Origin of the sequence: Burkholderia sp. Leaf177 (assembly GCF_001424345.1) — a bacterium.
GTDB lineage: Bacteria > Pseudomonadota > Gammaproteobacteria > Burkholderiales > Burkholderiaceae > Caballeronia.
Genome location: NZ_LMPF01000025.1, coordinates 39,561 through 53,885 on the forward strand (window position 1 = coordinate 39,561; position 14,325 = coordinate 53,885).

General features: G+C 59.7%; 16 protein-coding genes. 4 read left to right on the forward strand and 12 right to left on the reverse strand.

The annotated features are described in order from the left end of the window. Positions 1–5 precede the first annotated feature (5 nt). Positions 6–1,028: a fatty acid desaturase gene (locus tag ASG35_RS26815; RefSeq protein ID WP_056364841.1), complete on the reverse strand. Its 1,023-nt coding sequence runs from the start codon at positions 1,026–1,028 to the stop codon at positions 6–8. 283 nt (positions 1,029–1,311) lie between these two features. Here ASG35_RS26815 and ASG35_RS26820 point away from each other — a divergent pair, with 283 nt between their 5' ends. Then, complete coding sequence (locus ASG35_RS26820; RefSeq protein ID WP_235527736.1) at positions 1,312–2,169, forward strand: formate/nitrite transporter family protein; 858 nt, start codon at positions 1,312–1,314, stop codon at positions 2,167–2,169. Positions 2,170–2,287: 118 nt separating this feature from the next. Here the strand turns inward: ASG35_RS26820 and ASG35_RS26825 are convergent, their stop codons facing one another. The 5 genes from ASG35_RS26825 to ASG35_RS26845 all read right to left on the reverse strand — a co-directional run bounded on the left by ASG35_RS26825 (position 2,288) and on the right by ASG35_RS26845 (position 6,212). After that, on the reverse strand, positions 2,288–2,596 hold the full coding sequence (locus ASG35_RS26825) for a hypothetical protein (protein WP_056366001.1): 309 nt from the start codon (positions 2,594–2,596) through the stop codon (positions 2,288–2,290). Between the two features lie 296 nt (positions 2,597–2,892). Beyond that, positions 2,893–3,171 (reverse strand): hypothetical protein, encoded by a 279-nt coding sequence (locus ASG35_RS26830; protein ID WP_056364846.1) that lies wholly within the window; start codon positions 3,169–3,171, stop codon positions 2,893–2,895. 24 nt (positions 3,172–3,195) lie between these two features. Continuing rightward, a complete protein-coding gene (locus ASG35_RS26835; RefSeq protein ID WP_056366003.1) occupies positions 3,196–3,543 on the reverse strand; it encodes a hypothetical protein in 348 nt (115 codons plus the stop codon). A gap of 88 nt (positions 3,544–3,631) precedes the next feature. Beyond that, positions 3,632–5,335, reverse strand: coding sequence for a peptidoglycan D,D-transpeptidase FtsI family protein (locus tag ASG35_RS26840; RefSeq protein WP_056364848.1), 1,704 nt, complete (start codon positions 5,333–5,335; stop codon positions 3,632–3,634). 37 nt (positions 5,336–5,372) lie between these two features. Continuing rightward, positions 5,373–6,212: an arylamine N-acetyltransferase family protein gene (locus ASG35_RS26845; RefSeq protein WP_056364851.1), complete on the reverse strand. Its 840-nt coding sequence runs from the start codon at positions 6,210–6,212 to the stop codon at positions 5,373–5,375. Between the two features lie 206 nt (positions 6,213–6,418). Here ASG35_RS26845 and zwf point away from each other — a divergent pair, with 206 nt between their 5' ends. From zwf to ASG35_RS26860, 3 genes are read left to right on the forward strand one after another with little or no spacing between them, the layout of a single operon-like run. Continuing rightward, complete coding sequence (zwf, locus tag ASG35_RS26850) at positions 6,419–7,972, forward strand: glucose-6-phosphate dehydrogenase (protein ID WP_056364855.1); 1,554 nt, start codon at positions 6,419–6,421, stop codon at positions 7,970–7,972. A gap of 11 nt (positions 7,973–7,983) precedes the next feature. After that, a complete protein-coding gene (locus tag ASG35_RS26855) occupies positions 7,984–8,790 on the forward strand; it encodes an ROK family protein (protein WP_056364857.1) in 807 nt (268 codons plus the stop codon). After that, positions 8,787–9,668: a Cof-type HAD-IIB family hydrolase gene (locus ASG35_RS26860; RefSeq protein WP_056364860.1), complete on the forward strand. Its 882-nt coding sequence runs from the start codon at positions 8,787–8,789 to the stop codon at positions 9,666–9,668. Before ASG35_RS26855 ends, ASG35_RS26860 begins: the two co-directional genes overlap by 4 nt. Positions 9,669–9,825: 157 nt before the next feature. Here the strand turns inward: ASG35_RS26860 and infA are convergent, their stop codons facing one another. From infA to ASG35_RS26890, 6 genes are all read right to left on the reverse strand, one after another. Beyond that, on the reverse strand, positions 9,826–10,095 hold the full coding sequence (gene infA / locus ASG35_RS26865) for a translation initiation factor IF-1 (RefSeq protein ID WP_050382773.1): 270 nt from the start codon (positions 10,093–10,095) through the stop codon (positions 9,826–9,828). A gap of 90 nt (positions 10,096–10,185) precedes the next feature. Further along, entirely contained in the window at positions 10,186–10,476 is a 291-nt protein-coding gene (locus tag ASG35_RS26870) for a hypothetical protein (protein WP_200945793.1), read from the reverse strand. A 578-nt stretch (positions 10,477–11,054) separates the two neighbouring features. Continuing rightward, on the reverse strand, positions 11,055–12,032 hold the full coding sequence (gene corA, locus ASG35_RS26875; RefSeq protein WP_056364868.1) for a magnesium/cobalt transporter CorA: 978 nt from the start codon (positions 12,030–12,032) through the stop codon (positions 11,055–11,057). Between the two features lie 175 nt (positions 12,033–12,207). Then, positions 12,208–12,639 (reverse strand): bactofilin family protein, encoded by a 432-nt coding sequence (locus ASG35_RS26880; protein ID WP_056364872.1) that lies wholly within the window; start codon positions 12,637–12,639, stop codon positions 12,208–12,210. 77 nt (positions 12,640–12,716) lie between these two features. Next, positions 12,717–13,094, reverse strand: a complete 378-nt coding sequence (locus ASG35_RS26885; protein WP_056364876.1) for a hypothetical protein — start codon at positions 13,092–13,094, stop codon at positions 12,717–12,719. Next, positions 13,081–14,172 carry a M23 family metallopeptidase gene (locus ASG35_RS26890; protein WP_056364879.1) on the reverse strand — a complete coding sequence of 364 codons (1,092 nt, stop codon included), beginning with the start codon at positions 14,170–14,172 and terminating at the stop codon, positions 13,081–13,083. The genes ASG35_RS26885 and ASG35_RS26890 overlap by 14 nt, the downstream gene beginning before the upstream one ends. Positions 14,173–14,325: the final 153 nt, after the last annotated feature.

Consider the following 14,325-nt stretch of genomic DNA (forward strand, 5'->3'; position numbering starts at 1 on the left):
TGTCCTTATACGGCTTGTGCAACTCCGGACTTCGCGTTTTTGGCGGCATCGCGTTCGACGAGGACGATCTGATCGGCGCGAGCGTGCAGCGGATGCAATGCCGGCGCCACGGGATTTACGCCGTGCCTGATCATCCATTCCTGGTAACCGCGCACAATAAACCCGCCGTTCCGCCGTAGATATGCGTCACGTTCACCATGATAAATCGCCGATAACGCGAACCACGGCGCGCCCGGCAAGTCATGATGCACCGAATGGAAATTGTTGTTCAGAAACAGCAGGCGCCAGAACCACGATGCTTCGTTGATGACAGTGCGTTCGCTGATTTTATCGGCGGCGCGATGTTCCTGGAACGAGCGGATCGCGCTCAACGCCAGCGCCGGATATCCCACGCCGAAAATGAACACGAGCGGGCTGATGCCGCAATAGCGGTCGAGCCACGTCAAAAGCAAACCGAGCAGGACGAGATGCAGCGCCCAGGCGCCGGCCATCCGCACGTTGCCGCGCGCGATGTCCACGATCGCCGATCCGAGCGTCGATGCAATGGAAAACCAGGGCGCGAGCAAGATGCGTCCAACGAACGTATTGCGGAACGTCAGCAGCCCGCGCACGACAATCCCAGCCTCGCGCCAGCGTTGCGCCGATACAAAATAGGTTTCCGGGTCCAGATCGGGATCGGTGAGATGAACGTCGTCGTGATGGCGCAGATGCGACTCGCGATACACCGCGTACGGAAACCACACCGCGAGCGGCGTTATGCCGAATAGTGCGTTGACGAAAGGAAAGCGCGTTGGATGTCCGTGCAGCAATTCGTGCTGCAACGAGAGGTAAAGGCAGGAAAGCACCGCGAGTATGCCGGCGGCAATAGGCAGGGGCAGGCCAATAGCGCGTGCATAAAGCGCCGTGCCGAACCAGCTTGCATACAGCGCCACGATCAGGACCCACGTGGGCCACTCGCTGCGCCAGCGCCACGAAGCGCGAAGCTGATGGATCTTGCGGCGTTGCGCGTCGTCGATATAAAGACTCATGGGGATTCAGTGCCGGATCGAGCCACGATCTTATCGGTGCACCGGCGCCGGCCAAACCAAGCGATTCGGCTAAGCTTGTTCCCATGTGAAGAATCTGGTTATCACGATCACGTGACAGCAATCGATTTTGGCGTGTAAGACTTTAGTAGGCATCTTTCGTGCTGTTGTCATGCAACCCCAGTCCCCACGTGGACAAAGCCTCGGCGGGGCGGCCCGTTCGTCCGGACACGGCCAAAAAAGAAGCGACATTGGCATGACCGGTGACCGCTGCAGGGAGCGCGCAATGCCGCAAACGCAGGAATCGAAAGAACAGGGTCAAGAAGCGGGTTCGAACTCTCCCCATCTGGATAACGAAGAAAAAGAGCAGGCCGCCGAACATTCGTCTCCGCACGCGCTTGTCATTCACGAGATCGTTCGCGAGGAAGGCGAAAACTCGATGGAGCGTACGTTTTTCGCGCTTGCATGGTCGGCGCTGGCGGCGGGTTTATCGATTGGATTTTCGTTCCTCACGCAAGCCACGCTTCTAGCTGCCTTACCCGATGAACCTTGGCGTGATCTGGTGGCATCGTTCGGATACACGATTGGTTTCGTGATCGTGATTCTCGGGCGCCAGCAACTGTTCACGGAAAGCACGTTGAGCGCCGTGCTGCCGGTGCTCACCCGGCGCGATCTGAAAACGTTGTTGAAGACCTTCCGGCTATGGGCAATCGTGCTGTCTTTCAATCTGATCGGCACGATCATCTTTGCCGCGATCCTTCAGATCCACGGCGTGTTCCCCGACGATGTCGTCGAAGCGCTCGGCAAGCTGGCGCAGTTGCCGATATCCGCTAGTTTCGGCGTAACCGTGATCCGCGCGATGTTTGCGGGATGGTTGATCGCCCTGATGGTGTGGCTGCTTCCAAGTGCCCGTTCAGCACGTTTCCTGACCATCTTGCTGATCACGTATACGGTCGCCGTGAGCAAGCTTTCGCATGTGATCGCGGGATCGGTGGAGACGTCGTACGCGGTAATGACGGGCGCCGCGACCATTCGCGACTACTTGCTCGTGTTCCTGGTGCCGACGTTTATCGGCAATATGATCGGCGGCATTTCGCTCGTGGCGATCGTCAACCATGCGGCAATCGCGCCAGAGATCGATTGAGACTGTTACCGGCTTGAGGGCAGCCCGGTTTCACGGGCGCAGCTCATACACATGACAGCAAATGAACAACAGGTGCGCGCCCTTGCGCGCAATGGCGAAAGCGCCGCGTGCGTCCTGATTACGCCGCTTTCGCCCAAAGCCTGTTGGTCGATCTCTTCCCCCCGGAAACGGGGCCGCCTGGCGGTTGCGAAAGAGAATCGAGAATCTTGCGCAAGGCGTCTATGCGCCGCCGTTGCGCCGGCACCAGCACATGTTCGCCGCTGACTGCGGTAAGCCGTTCGCGCCAGTAATCCACGTTGAGCGCGCCGGCAGGTTTCTGGCTCATCGCGCGCAACTGGCCGATTGCGCGCTCGATGTGTTGCAGTTCCGCGTCCGCGTGCGACGATGTTTTCAAGCCCCCAGATGCTGCATTCTGTTTGTTTTTCATCTGCGCCACCATCTTTGCCGGCGTACTGCCGCGCGCTGTCATTTCTTCGATGACATGGCACCCGTGCGTCGTCCGGCTTTTTCCCCATCGCCCGCGTGACTTTGTGCACGTCGGGCGGCCCCGGTTTGATGCGACCGTCGATGCATACTCGCCCGGCGTGGCGCGTGGATACTGTCTGGAATCGCACATTGCGAGCGCCGCTAAGTGCGCGGGGAAACACGGGCGTATTACAGATGAAATGCGCAAACGTTGTCGCGGTAGCCATAACCGAAACGAAAAAAGCTTTTTGGTAACGATTACCCGCCGTCGGGGACGCGAGATTTGCCGCTGCGTTTGATCTGCTCGTCCATGGCGAGGTCGAGCTTGCTCACGCGCCGGGGTTTTTCCGGCTTGAGCGCATTTACAAAGGCGACGAAATCATCGAGCAAGAGGGGCGATGAGAGTTTTTGCTCGCCAGCGAGGGCGCGGTCAACGAGATAAAAGAGACCGCCGCTCAGGCTGATCGCCGCATATTGAGGATTGCCCGAGCGTGTCTTGAGCCGTTCGACGGCGTTGATGGCTTTAGTGGATCGCACGATGAAATCCGAGAACCGCGCTCATCAGGAACCGCTGGTTCCAGGCGCGCATTTCTTGCTTGCGCCTTCGAGCCACAAGTTGGAGACATGCCGTTCGCCCGGGTAAAACCGGTACGAGGTTTCGCCGTTATCGAAGCGGACCTTGATCACGTTCGAATCGCCGAATTCGAGCATCGTGCCTTGAGGAATCGGGGTTTTCTTGAACTTTGCGTCGTGCTTTTGCGCTTCGTCCGTCAGGCACTGGACGATGCTCGTCACCGATGCGTTGGTAGCCGTTTCGACTTCGGGTTGTCCGGCGTCGGCATTGTGGAACTGGCCGCAGGCCTGGAGCAAAAACACGGGGAGCGCGAGGGCGCAGGCAATCTTTTTCATGGTGTCCTTCAAGTATTCGGCCGCAGCGGCATTAAATTCAAACATGCCGATTACATCACAGCGGCCTTACGATTTACGTATCAGCGCATCACGCGTCCGGTGGCACGCCCAGAAGCTGCATGGTCCCGCCAACAACGCCTGAAAATACCGGTCCTGCCACGGTGCCGCCATAATACGAGCCTGCCGAGGGTTCATCGATCATCACCGCGACAATCACTTGCGGGTCGCTCATGGGCGCCATTCCGACAAACGACGCACGATACTTGTTCGCGGCGTACGTTCGACCAATCTGCTTGCGCGCCGTACCGGTCTTTCCACCCACGCGATAACCCTCTACCGCTGCCGCACGTCCCGTGCCACGGGGTCCCATCGCAAGTTCGAGCATGTCGCGCACGGCCGCGGCCGTCGTGGCTTTGGTGACCTGAACCGGCTCCGGCGCAGGCTTGCCGCGCACGAGCGTGGACTGGCGAAACTCGCCCGTACCCGCGTAAGCCGTATAAACCTGTGCAATCTGCAAAAGCGACAGCGACAACCCATAACCGTAGGCCATGGTCGCCTGCTCGATTGGCCGCCAGCGCTGGTATGCGCGCAAGCGCCCGGTTGCGGCGCCCGGGAAGGTCAGTTCCGGCGCCTGCCCAATCCCATATTCGCGATATTTGTCCCAGATCGTTTTCGCGGGCAACTTGAGCGAAAGCTTCGTCAATGCAATATTGCTCGACATCTGCACCGCTTCCGACACCGTGATCACGCCGTGATTCGATGTGTCGTGGATAGTATTCGGACCGAGCTTGAACGTGCCCGGCGATGTATCGATACGCGTATCCGGCCGAACCTGTCCCATGTCGATGGCAAGTGCCGCGACCAGCGGCTTGATGGTCGACCCGGGTTCGAACGTGTCGGTGAGCGCGCGGTTGCGCAACTGGTCGCCGGTCAGGCGCGAGCGGTCGTTCGGATCGAAGGTTGGATAGTTGGCGAGCGCGAGGATTTCGCCGTTCTTGGCGTCGAGCACGACCACGCTGCCCGCGCGCGCCTTGTGTTTTGCAATGGCGGCGGCGAGTTGCGTATGCGCGAGCTGCTGAATGCGCCGGTCGATGGTCAGATGGATCGTCTCGCCGTTTTCGGGCAGCTCGGTTTCGCCAATCTCCGACACCACGCGTCCCAGCCGATCTCGAATCACTTCGCGCTGACCGTGCTCGCCGGTGAGTCGGTCGTTGGCCGCGAGCTCGACGCCTTCCTGGCCGTTGTCCTCGTTATCTGTAAAACCCACAATATGCGCCGCCGATTCCCCTTCCGGATAAAAGCGTTTCGTATCCGCGACGAGCGTGACGCCCGCCAGCCCCGTTTCCGCGATGCGCGTTGCCTGGTCGGCATCGACCTGACGTTTGAGGAGGACAAACGAACGCTCCGTTCCCAACCGGCGCGCAAGTTCCTTCTCGGGCATGTCGAGAAGCCGCGCAACATCCGGCCGCGTTTCCGGGCTGAAACGCGACGGCGTTGCCCAGATCGAGTAGGTCGCGAGGCTGACCGCGAGCATCGCGCCATTTCTATCGACAATGCGCCCGCGCGTGGCGGTCAGTTCGAGAGTGCGCTGATAACGCTTTTGCCCCTCGCCGATGTAGAAGTCCTGGTTCACGACCTGAACCCATAGCGCGCGCGCCGCCAGCGTCGCGAACGCCGCGAACAGCATCATGACGATGAAGGTGGAGCGCCACTGCGGCAGCCGGCTTTCGAGAACGGCGTTCCTCACGGGCGTTCGATACGATTCGTGAGCGCGCCTGGCGGTTTTACGCATGCTTCGGCCAAGTCAGGTTCATGATCAGGTTCATGAATCAGGTCGCAGCCGATGCAGATTGCGCAACCAAACGTTCGAGCACGTTCTCGACCTTTGCGTCTGCCGGCAATGCAAGGCCGAACGTATCTTCCAGTACGCCGCGCATCTCGGCGACAGACGCGAGTTCACGATGCTCCTCGGCCGTTCCCCGGCGCGTCAGCGTCCGGTCGAACAAGGTTCGGCGCTGCCCCGGAACCACGCGCGCCACGATCAGGTGCTTGACGAAGACGGAGTCAGGGAATGTGGAGACGTATTGGTTTGCCATGGCGTAATCGGCGGGCACCTGCGGTTCGAGATCGAATCGGTAGATGGGCTTCCACGTATCGCCGAGCTTCACCAGCAGCTTGAAATCGCCGTGCTCGATCAGATCGAGGCGGAAGGTTTCGTGCGGCGTGGCCTGTTCGCGGCCGTTGTCGAACACCAGAGGCGCGGTGAGCGTCATGCTGCCGAAACCGACATCGGCGAGCCATGTTTCGTCCGGCGTTTCGACTAGCAACATCATGTGCGTACGCGGCAGCATGGCATCCGGATCTGCCCAAAGCACGCGCGCCGCAAGCCCGGTCGTTTCGAAGCCGATGGTCTCGAGCACCGCGCGAAACAATAGGTTATGTTCAAAGCAATAACCGCCGCGCCGCGCGCTCACCAGCTTCGCAAATACCGATTCGAGGTCGAGCCGCGGCGTGAGCCCAAGTAGCGTGTCGATGTTCTCGAACGGGATGGCTTGAGGATGCAGCCGGTGCAACGCGCGCAGCGTTTCGCCGCTCGCTTCATGCGGGCCGGTGTAGCCGATACGGTCGAAATAAGCGGCAAGCTGCGCTGGCGATACTGTCTGAATCATGTGTGGAACTCCTGCCCTGATGAGGGAAAAACTAGGCCGGGCGTGCCGTTGAGACGTGCCGTTATTCTACGGCACAGACCGCCCTTGTTTACATATTGCATACGGCGGCGAGCATAAGCCCGCCGTTTGGTCACGATTTTGAACTGTGAGACGGCTAACATGGTCTTTAATAGGCAGTGCGTTCAACTCTTCTTTTAAAGAACCCTATGTCGACCCCACTCGCTACAGCTTTTTCCTCCCCGCCGGTTCCCGGCAAACATCCCGCCCCGCCATGCACGCTCGTGATCTTCGGCGCTGCCGGCGACCTGACCAAGCGGCTCTTGATGCCGGCACTGTACAACCTCTCGTCGGACGGTCTGCTCGACGACAAGATGAAAATCATCGGCGTCAATCACGGCGAACTGGAAACCAGCGTCTGGCGTGACCAGCTGACCGAATCCCTCAAGAAATTCGCCGCCGACAAAGCCGGCGCCTTTCATACATCCCAGCTCAACGAACAGGCCTGGAAGTGGGTCGCGGACCGCCTCGAGTATGTTGCCGGCGAGTTCGAGACGGATGACGTATTCAACAAGCTAAAGCAGACTTTGGGTGAGAGCGGAAATGTCATTTTTTATCTCGCTGTCAGCTCGCGCTTCTTCAAACCCATCGTCGAGCGGCTTGGACGTGCCGGATTACTGAAGGAAAACGATCAGGCGTTCCGGCGCGTGGTCATTGAAAAACCGTTTGGGCATGACTACGCATCGGCGAAGGACCTTAACGAGAGCATTCTCAAGTTCGCGGGCGAGAATCAGATTTATCGCATCGATCATTTTCTCGGCAAGGACACCGTTCAGAGCATTCTTGCAGTGCGCTTCGCCAACGCGTTGTTCGAGCCGATCTTCCGGCGTGAATATATCGATCACGTCCAGATCACGGCGGCGGAAACCATCGGCGTCGAAGGGCGCGGCGGATTTTATGAGCAAACCGGCGCGTTTCGCGACATGGTCCCTAACCACTTGTTCCAGTTGCTCGGCATGGTCGCCATGGAACCGCCGAATTCGTTCGATGCCGAAGCCGTCCGCGACAAGAAAGCCGAGATCTTCGACGCCATTCAGCCGCTGAAAGCCAGCGACGTCGTGCTCGGGCAGTACGAAAAGTCGGCGAGCGTGCCGGGTTATCGTGAGGAAAAAGACGTCGCGCCCGATAGCCAGACCGAGACGTACGCGGCGGCGCGGGTGTTTGTCGAGAACTGGCGCTGGGCCGGCGTGCCGTTCTACTTGCGCACGGGCAAGCGCATGACGGCGCGGCGCACGGAGATATCGGTGCAACTGAAAGCCGTGCCGTTCCTGCTGTTTCGCGACACGCCGGTGGATACGCTGGTGCCGAACGTGCTGACGTTGCGCATCGATCCGGAACACGGTACGACCTTCGACTTCAACGTGAAGGTGCCCGGTCCGGTGATGCAGGTCGGGGCAGTGAAATCGTCGTTCAAGTACGGCGATTTCTTCGATGAAAAACCCAACGTAGGCTACGAAACGCTGCTCTACGACTGCATGCTCGGCGACGAAACGCTGTTCCAGCGCGCGGACAGCATTGAGACGAGCTGGGCGGCGGTCGAGGCCGTGCTGCATCCCGAAGGCGGTCCGTTGCCGGTTCACGGCTACGAGGCCGGCAGCGCGGGTCCGAAGGAAGCCGACGCGCTGTTGCAAGCCGATGGCCGTACATGGCGCCCGCTTGCCGACGAACATACGAAGAACGCCAATCACGACGACAAGAACTGAGGAGAAACCTGATGGGGACGGCAGCAAGGAAAACAGCAAGTAAATCTGCTAAACGAACGTCAGCTGCAGAACGCATTCTCGCCATCGACGTGGGCGGCACGGGCCTGAAGGCGGCCATCATCGATGCGCACGGCAACATGAAAACCGAGCGCCTGAAGGTCCCGACGCCGCATCCGTGTCCGCCGGAATTGCTGGTGGACACGCTGGTAAAGCTGGTCGAGCCGCTGGTCCAGCCGCTTCCGGCCACGCATATATCGATCGGCTTTCCGGGCGTGGTGCGCGACAACCATGTGCTGACCGCACCGAACCTCGGCAACGAAAGCTGGCACAACATCCCGCTCGCACAAATGCTCTCGGATCGACTCGGCCATCACTTGCCGGTACGCATCATCAACGACGCCGAAATGCAGGGACTGGCGGCTATCGAAGGGAAAGGACTTGAGCTTGTGCTGACGCTCGGCACGGGCGCCGGCACCGCGCTTTTCCGCGATGGCGAGTTGATGCCTCACCTTGAACTCGCGCACCATCCGGTCAGCAAAAACAAGACTTACGACGAATATCTGGGCAACGCCGCACGCGATAAGGCGGGCAACAAGCGCTGGAATCGGCGTGTGGAAAAAGTCATCGGCATTCTGAGTTCGCTCGTGAACTACGACCGGCTCTGGATCGGCGGCGGCAACGCGGCCAATCTTAAATTCGAGTTGCCGGGTAACGTGAAAGTGGTGTCGAACGAAGCGGGCATCGAGGGCGGCGCGCGTCTCTGGCATCCGCGTTCGGTGCGCGAAACGCGTCAATTGCCGCCGGGGACATTCGAATGATTCCGAAGGGTTTGAATCTCACCAAACGTTCGCAGAATGATCCCGATCGGGCGCTGGATGCGCTATCGAAGATCGAACTTGTGATCACCGATTGCGATGGCACGCTGCTTTACACCGACAAAACTCTGGGTGAGCCCGCGAAAGAAGCGGTGCGAAACCTGAGCGCGGCGGGCATGCGCTTCACGGTGGCGAGCAGCCGCCCGGGCAAGGGCATGCGCACGATCGTGGAGACACTCGGCATCGAGACGCCGTTTGCCGCGTTCAACGGCGGCAAGCTCGTCGATCCCGCCGGCTGGAAGACCATGCATGCGCACTGGCTCGCGCGCGATGCAGCCGAAACCGCGCTGGAAAGCCTGGCCCGCGATGGAATCGATGCGTGGGTGTTCATCGACGACGCGTGGTACATCACGAATCCCGGCGGTGAATACGTGCCGCTGGAGCGCCGCACTGTTGGATACGACGCGGTCGTGGTGAAACGGTTCGAAGATATCGACCTGAATTCGGTGGAGAAGATCGTGGCGTCGACCAAGGACGCAGCGTTGCTCGAACGCAAGGAAACCGAGTTTGCCGGAACGCTGAAAGGGCGTGCGACTGCCATGCGTTCGCAAAGCTACTATCTCGACATCACGCATCCGCTTGCAAACAAGGGTGAGGGCATTCGCGAACTCGCGCAGCTGTCTGGCGTGGCGCTCGAAAACGTGGCGGTGCTCGGGGATATGCAGAACGACGTCGCCATGTTCGATGTAGCGGGCGTGTCGATTGTGATGGGGCAGGCGTCGGCGCAGGTGCAGGGAAGCGCGACGTTTGTATCTTCAACAAACGACGCAGACGGCTTCGCAGTAGGCGTGAACGGTTTGCTCGCGGCCCGGAAGCGGTAGTTGCGTTGTTGAACAGGAGAGCGACATCGGCGCCACGCGATGCTGATTGACAGCATCCAGCGGCGGCGCCGACGAAGCCTTGCTCTCGGCGTTGGTGCGGTTTTACAGGAAATCCACGGCGCGCATGGATGCGTGCCTTACCTCAGGAAGTCCGGTATTAACGGCGACGCATTTGCGGACGCGGTCCGCCGCCGCCAGTGGCGCGCTCGTCCTTGTGCCGGAAGTTGATCCGGCCCTTTGTCAGGTCATATACCGACAATTCCAGTGTCACGCGGTCTCCGGCAAGAATCCGGATGTGATTCTTGCGCATGCGGCCCGATGCATACGCGCCCACGACCACGCCGTTATCCAGCGTCACGCGGTAGCGGCTGTCGGGAAGCACTTCATCAACAATGCCGTCCAGCTCGAGTAACTCTTCTTTCGCCATATAAAGCTCCTAAATTCTTCGTTCGATGCGATTGTATGCGAGAGAAGCACGCAACCGCGATTCCTTTTATCGCTTAACAATCACCGATAGTCACAGATCTGCAACAGTCTGGCCGTCGATCTGTCCGTCGATCAATTTTTCCGCATGCAACAAGCAGGCCCGACGAGCCTGTCCGCCGTTTTCAAAACTTCCATCCTGCTCGATGCGGAACACACGGCTTTCGCCCGTGGCTTCCTCACCTGCTGGCGGCGCGCGGCAGATACGCACCGATGCTTCATAACCGGTATCCGCTGCACGTACCGCCGCGCCTTGGCGTGCTCCGCGCGGGTAGATCAGCGGATGAATTTCGTAACCCTTGTACGTCTTGAGCGGCTTGACCAGTTCTTTCATATTTCGTGAATTCCTGTATTGCGCCCGCCCGCGCCTCGAAATTGTGCATTCGATGCGTGAACCCTTGCTTGCAGCCGGTTGCGGCGCCTTGGCACTCGCAGTCGATCAGCGGTTACGAGCAAAAAATAGCGGACGGCGCGCACAGAGTGCAGCCGTTCGCCGGGCTGTAGGTGTCGAAGAACGCCGGGGTAACGCACGCAATATCGAAGGTCATACACGATATAACGCATGGACTAAGCCATCCGCCGACGTCGCTGCTGTTTAAACTTTGAAGACTCTGAAGACGAGTGCCGGGCCGCGTTTTCGATGCGAAGCCTGCACTGCCGGGGCGATGACATTCAGCGAAATACTGTGCCGAGATGCCAGGAGGATCGCTGCTGCCGTGGCGAACACGCTGCGCCGAAGCGCACTATGTAGTTTAGACAGCAAATCAGAAAAAAGTTCCGCTGTCGCCGGGGCCCCGCCTCTCGATGCTGCAACGCTGACGCGGTTTTGAAGCTGAGCGGCTTGCCCGCTTTCGGGATCACGTCGCGCCACCTTCTACCGGCATCGAAAACACCATTATACCGTTATAGCCAGCCCGCCTTCCGGAACCGCCAGTAAAGGAAGATGTCCACCAGCAGCATGACCGTGATGCAAGCCGGATAACCGTAAGACCAGTCGAGTTCTGGAATCTTGTGAAAATTCATTCCGTAGATGCCGGCAATCATGGTGGGAACCGCAAAAAGCGCAGCAAATGACCCCAAGCGCTTGGTAACTTCGCTTTCCGCCAGCGAAATCAGACCCAGATTGACCTGAATGGCTGTGACGATCATTTCCCGGCGTCCCTCGATGGTCTTCACAATGCGCTGCAAATGGTCGTAGACATCGCGGAAATAGTCCTGCATGCCGCTGCATACGCCCGGCGCCCGGCCGCCATAAAGCTTGCTGACCGCTTCCAGCAACGGCGCAGTGTGATGCTGCAGCAGGACCAGACGGCGTTTCAACGAATACAGATCTTCGATGATTACCCGCGACGCCGCAGAACCGTTGCGATCGAAAATACGCTCTTCGAGTTCATCGAGTTCCGAACCTAGCGCTTCCAGAATGGGGAAATAGCGGTCGACGACGTTATCGATCAACGCGTACATCACGAATGCGGGCCCATGTTTGAGCAGATGCGGTTCGCGCTCACAGCGCTTGCGCACCTCCTGGAAGCCCTGGCTGGTCCGGTTTCGCACGGACAATACATAGTTTTCGCCAACGAACACGTTGATCTCGCCAACCACAAGTTCGTTGTCGGCATCGAGTTCGACCGTGTGGAGCACGCAAAAAAGCGAGTCCGTGTATTCCTCGATCTTCGGGCGCTGATGGCCGTGCTGGGCATCTTCCACCGCGAGCTCATGCAACCCGAACTGGTGCGTCATGTGCGCGAGTTCGCCGGGACCGGGATCTTTCAGCGCAACCCACACGAAGCAGTCGGGGACATCGCGGTAGGCGGAGATATCGTCGATGGGGACATCGGCGAGCTTGCGGCCATCTTGATAAGCCGCGCAATTGACCAGCATGTAGTCTGCCCTTGTCTCACGGTAACGAAACCGGCGCGGCCCGCCCGCGTTGAATACTGAACGCGTGGCGCGGCCGGCGCCGGAACATCCGTGAATCTTAGCGGATTTGCGAACGTGCCTCGGGCGGGGCGTTCATCCGGCGGCCGGCTCCGGTGCCGGCCTGTAAAAGCGAAGCCTAGCTGTTCGAATAATCCGATGTCATGTCGGAACTGAGCCGGGGCGTCTCGACCGGCGCCAGGGAGTTGTCGCGCTTGGTGAGTTTGCCTTCCACCGATGCGCCCACATCCATGCGCAACTGCTGATAATAAATGTTGCCGTTCACGTGCGCGTTCGATTGCAGCTCCACGAAATGCTCCACGGTCACGTCGCCGGTAATAGTCCCGTTGATCACGATGTCATAAGCAACAACGTTGCCCGTGATCGATCCCTGGTCGCTGACCACCAGCAGCGTCTGCTCGCCTGCCCGGCCGGTCACGTTGCCCTTCACATGGCCGTCCATGCGCAGCCCGTCGCTGAATTCGAGATTGCCTGCGATCTGCACATCATGTGCAATCAGCGTGGCCAGTTTCGCCTGGCTGACGCCGGTAGTTTTTTTTGCCTTGAACATGGATGACCCCTTTCTAGTCTGAATTGCAATTTCGATATTGATACTGGCCGCGCACACTGCGTGAGCCAGTGCGTGCGTTAGTTGGATTTGTCCCGTTGTTTTTTGATGAACGCCAGATCGGTACGCATCTGGTGAATCTCGGCGGCACTATCGGTTGCCTGTTGTTGCAATACGAGCCGCGTCGCGACCTCGTGATCGAGTGCGATGCGCGCCTTCGAGAGCTGCTCGCGAATTTCACGCTCGGACATGGGCGGTGCGCACAAGGCGTCGGCTTTCTTGCTGTTTTCACGCGATGTCACCAGTGCAAAGCCCGCCGCCGCGAGCGCCGCGGCGGCGCAGGCAGCGGCCAGCAGGCCGAGCATGATCATCGGCCAGCTCGGGCCCCGGCGCGATGTCAGTGAATAGGTCCGGCGCGTGAGGCGATGCGTCGCCCGGCGTTTATCAGCTTGCGGCATTGGGAGTCGGCTTGAAGAGCGCGAGATAGTGCTTGGGATTGACCTGGGTTCCGTCGACGATCACTTCAAAGTGCAAGTGCGGTCCTGTCGAGCGGCCGGTGGAACCGATCTCGCCGATCTTCTGGCCGGGCATCACGAGATCGCCGGGTTTGACGAATATCTTCGACGTATGTCCGTAGCGCGTCACCATGCCGGTGCTGTGCTGGATATCGATGGCATTGCCATAACCGCCATGCGGTCCAGCCTGGATCACCCGGCCGCCGGCACTCGCGTAAATAGGCGTTCCGGTCGGCGCGACGAGATCCATTCCCGGATGAAAACTCAGGTGCTGATTGAACGGATCGATGCGATTGCCGAACGGCGAGCCAAAGCGCGCGGCCGGCGCGGGTTGCCGGCCGGGAAACGCCATATACGAGGCGTAATGCGCGAGGACGGCGTTATCGAGTTTGTTCAGCGTTGAATCGAGGCAGTCGAGCGCGTTTTGAGTGCGGCGCAGGCGTTGCGGCGCCGAGCCAGTTTGTGTGGCGCGCTGGGCATCGCAAAGCCGTGCTGGCAGTGCGGGACCGCCTTCGGCGTCCGTAGCTGCGGCTGCGCTTGCGGGTGCGGATCGCGACGCCGGGCGCGGAGGACTCGCAGCGGCGCTTCCAGGCGAGCGGCGCGGCGGCAAGTACGGGCCGCCGGCGCTATCGAGTGGCGATTCGTCGTCGTTATCCGGCAGCGGCGGCACGAGATGAATATCTGGACGGTCGGCGGCGCGCCGTGAGGCCTTCAACTGCGCTTCGAAGTCCTGAAGTTCGTTGACTTGCGTGACGAGCTGACCCACACGCGGTTCGAGATGAGTCAGCGTTGCGCTGATCTTGCCGAGCTCATCGATTTCATAGGAACGGCGCTCGGCCTGCGCTTTTTCTTCGGTCGCGTGGGTGTTGCCCATTGCTGCGCCGATTGCAATGCCGAGCGCGAGCGCAGCAAGGATCATCGCGATGACGGCGATGATCACCATCGTGCGAACCGTGCGTGCTTCGACGAACCGCACACGCTGATGCGACATGGTCCTGCGCGACCAGATGACGAAGGCCATCAGCGTACCTGGCGCGATGCGCGCAACGAAGAGAAAACGCTCATCGAAACAGAAACACTGGCGCGTGTTCGAGTGTTGAAATTGAGATAAATGAAAGTCACGTCCATGTGAAAACGCCGCAGCGGGGCTACGGCGAAAGGCTTTATGGGCGGA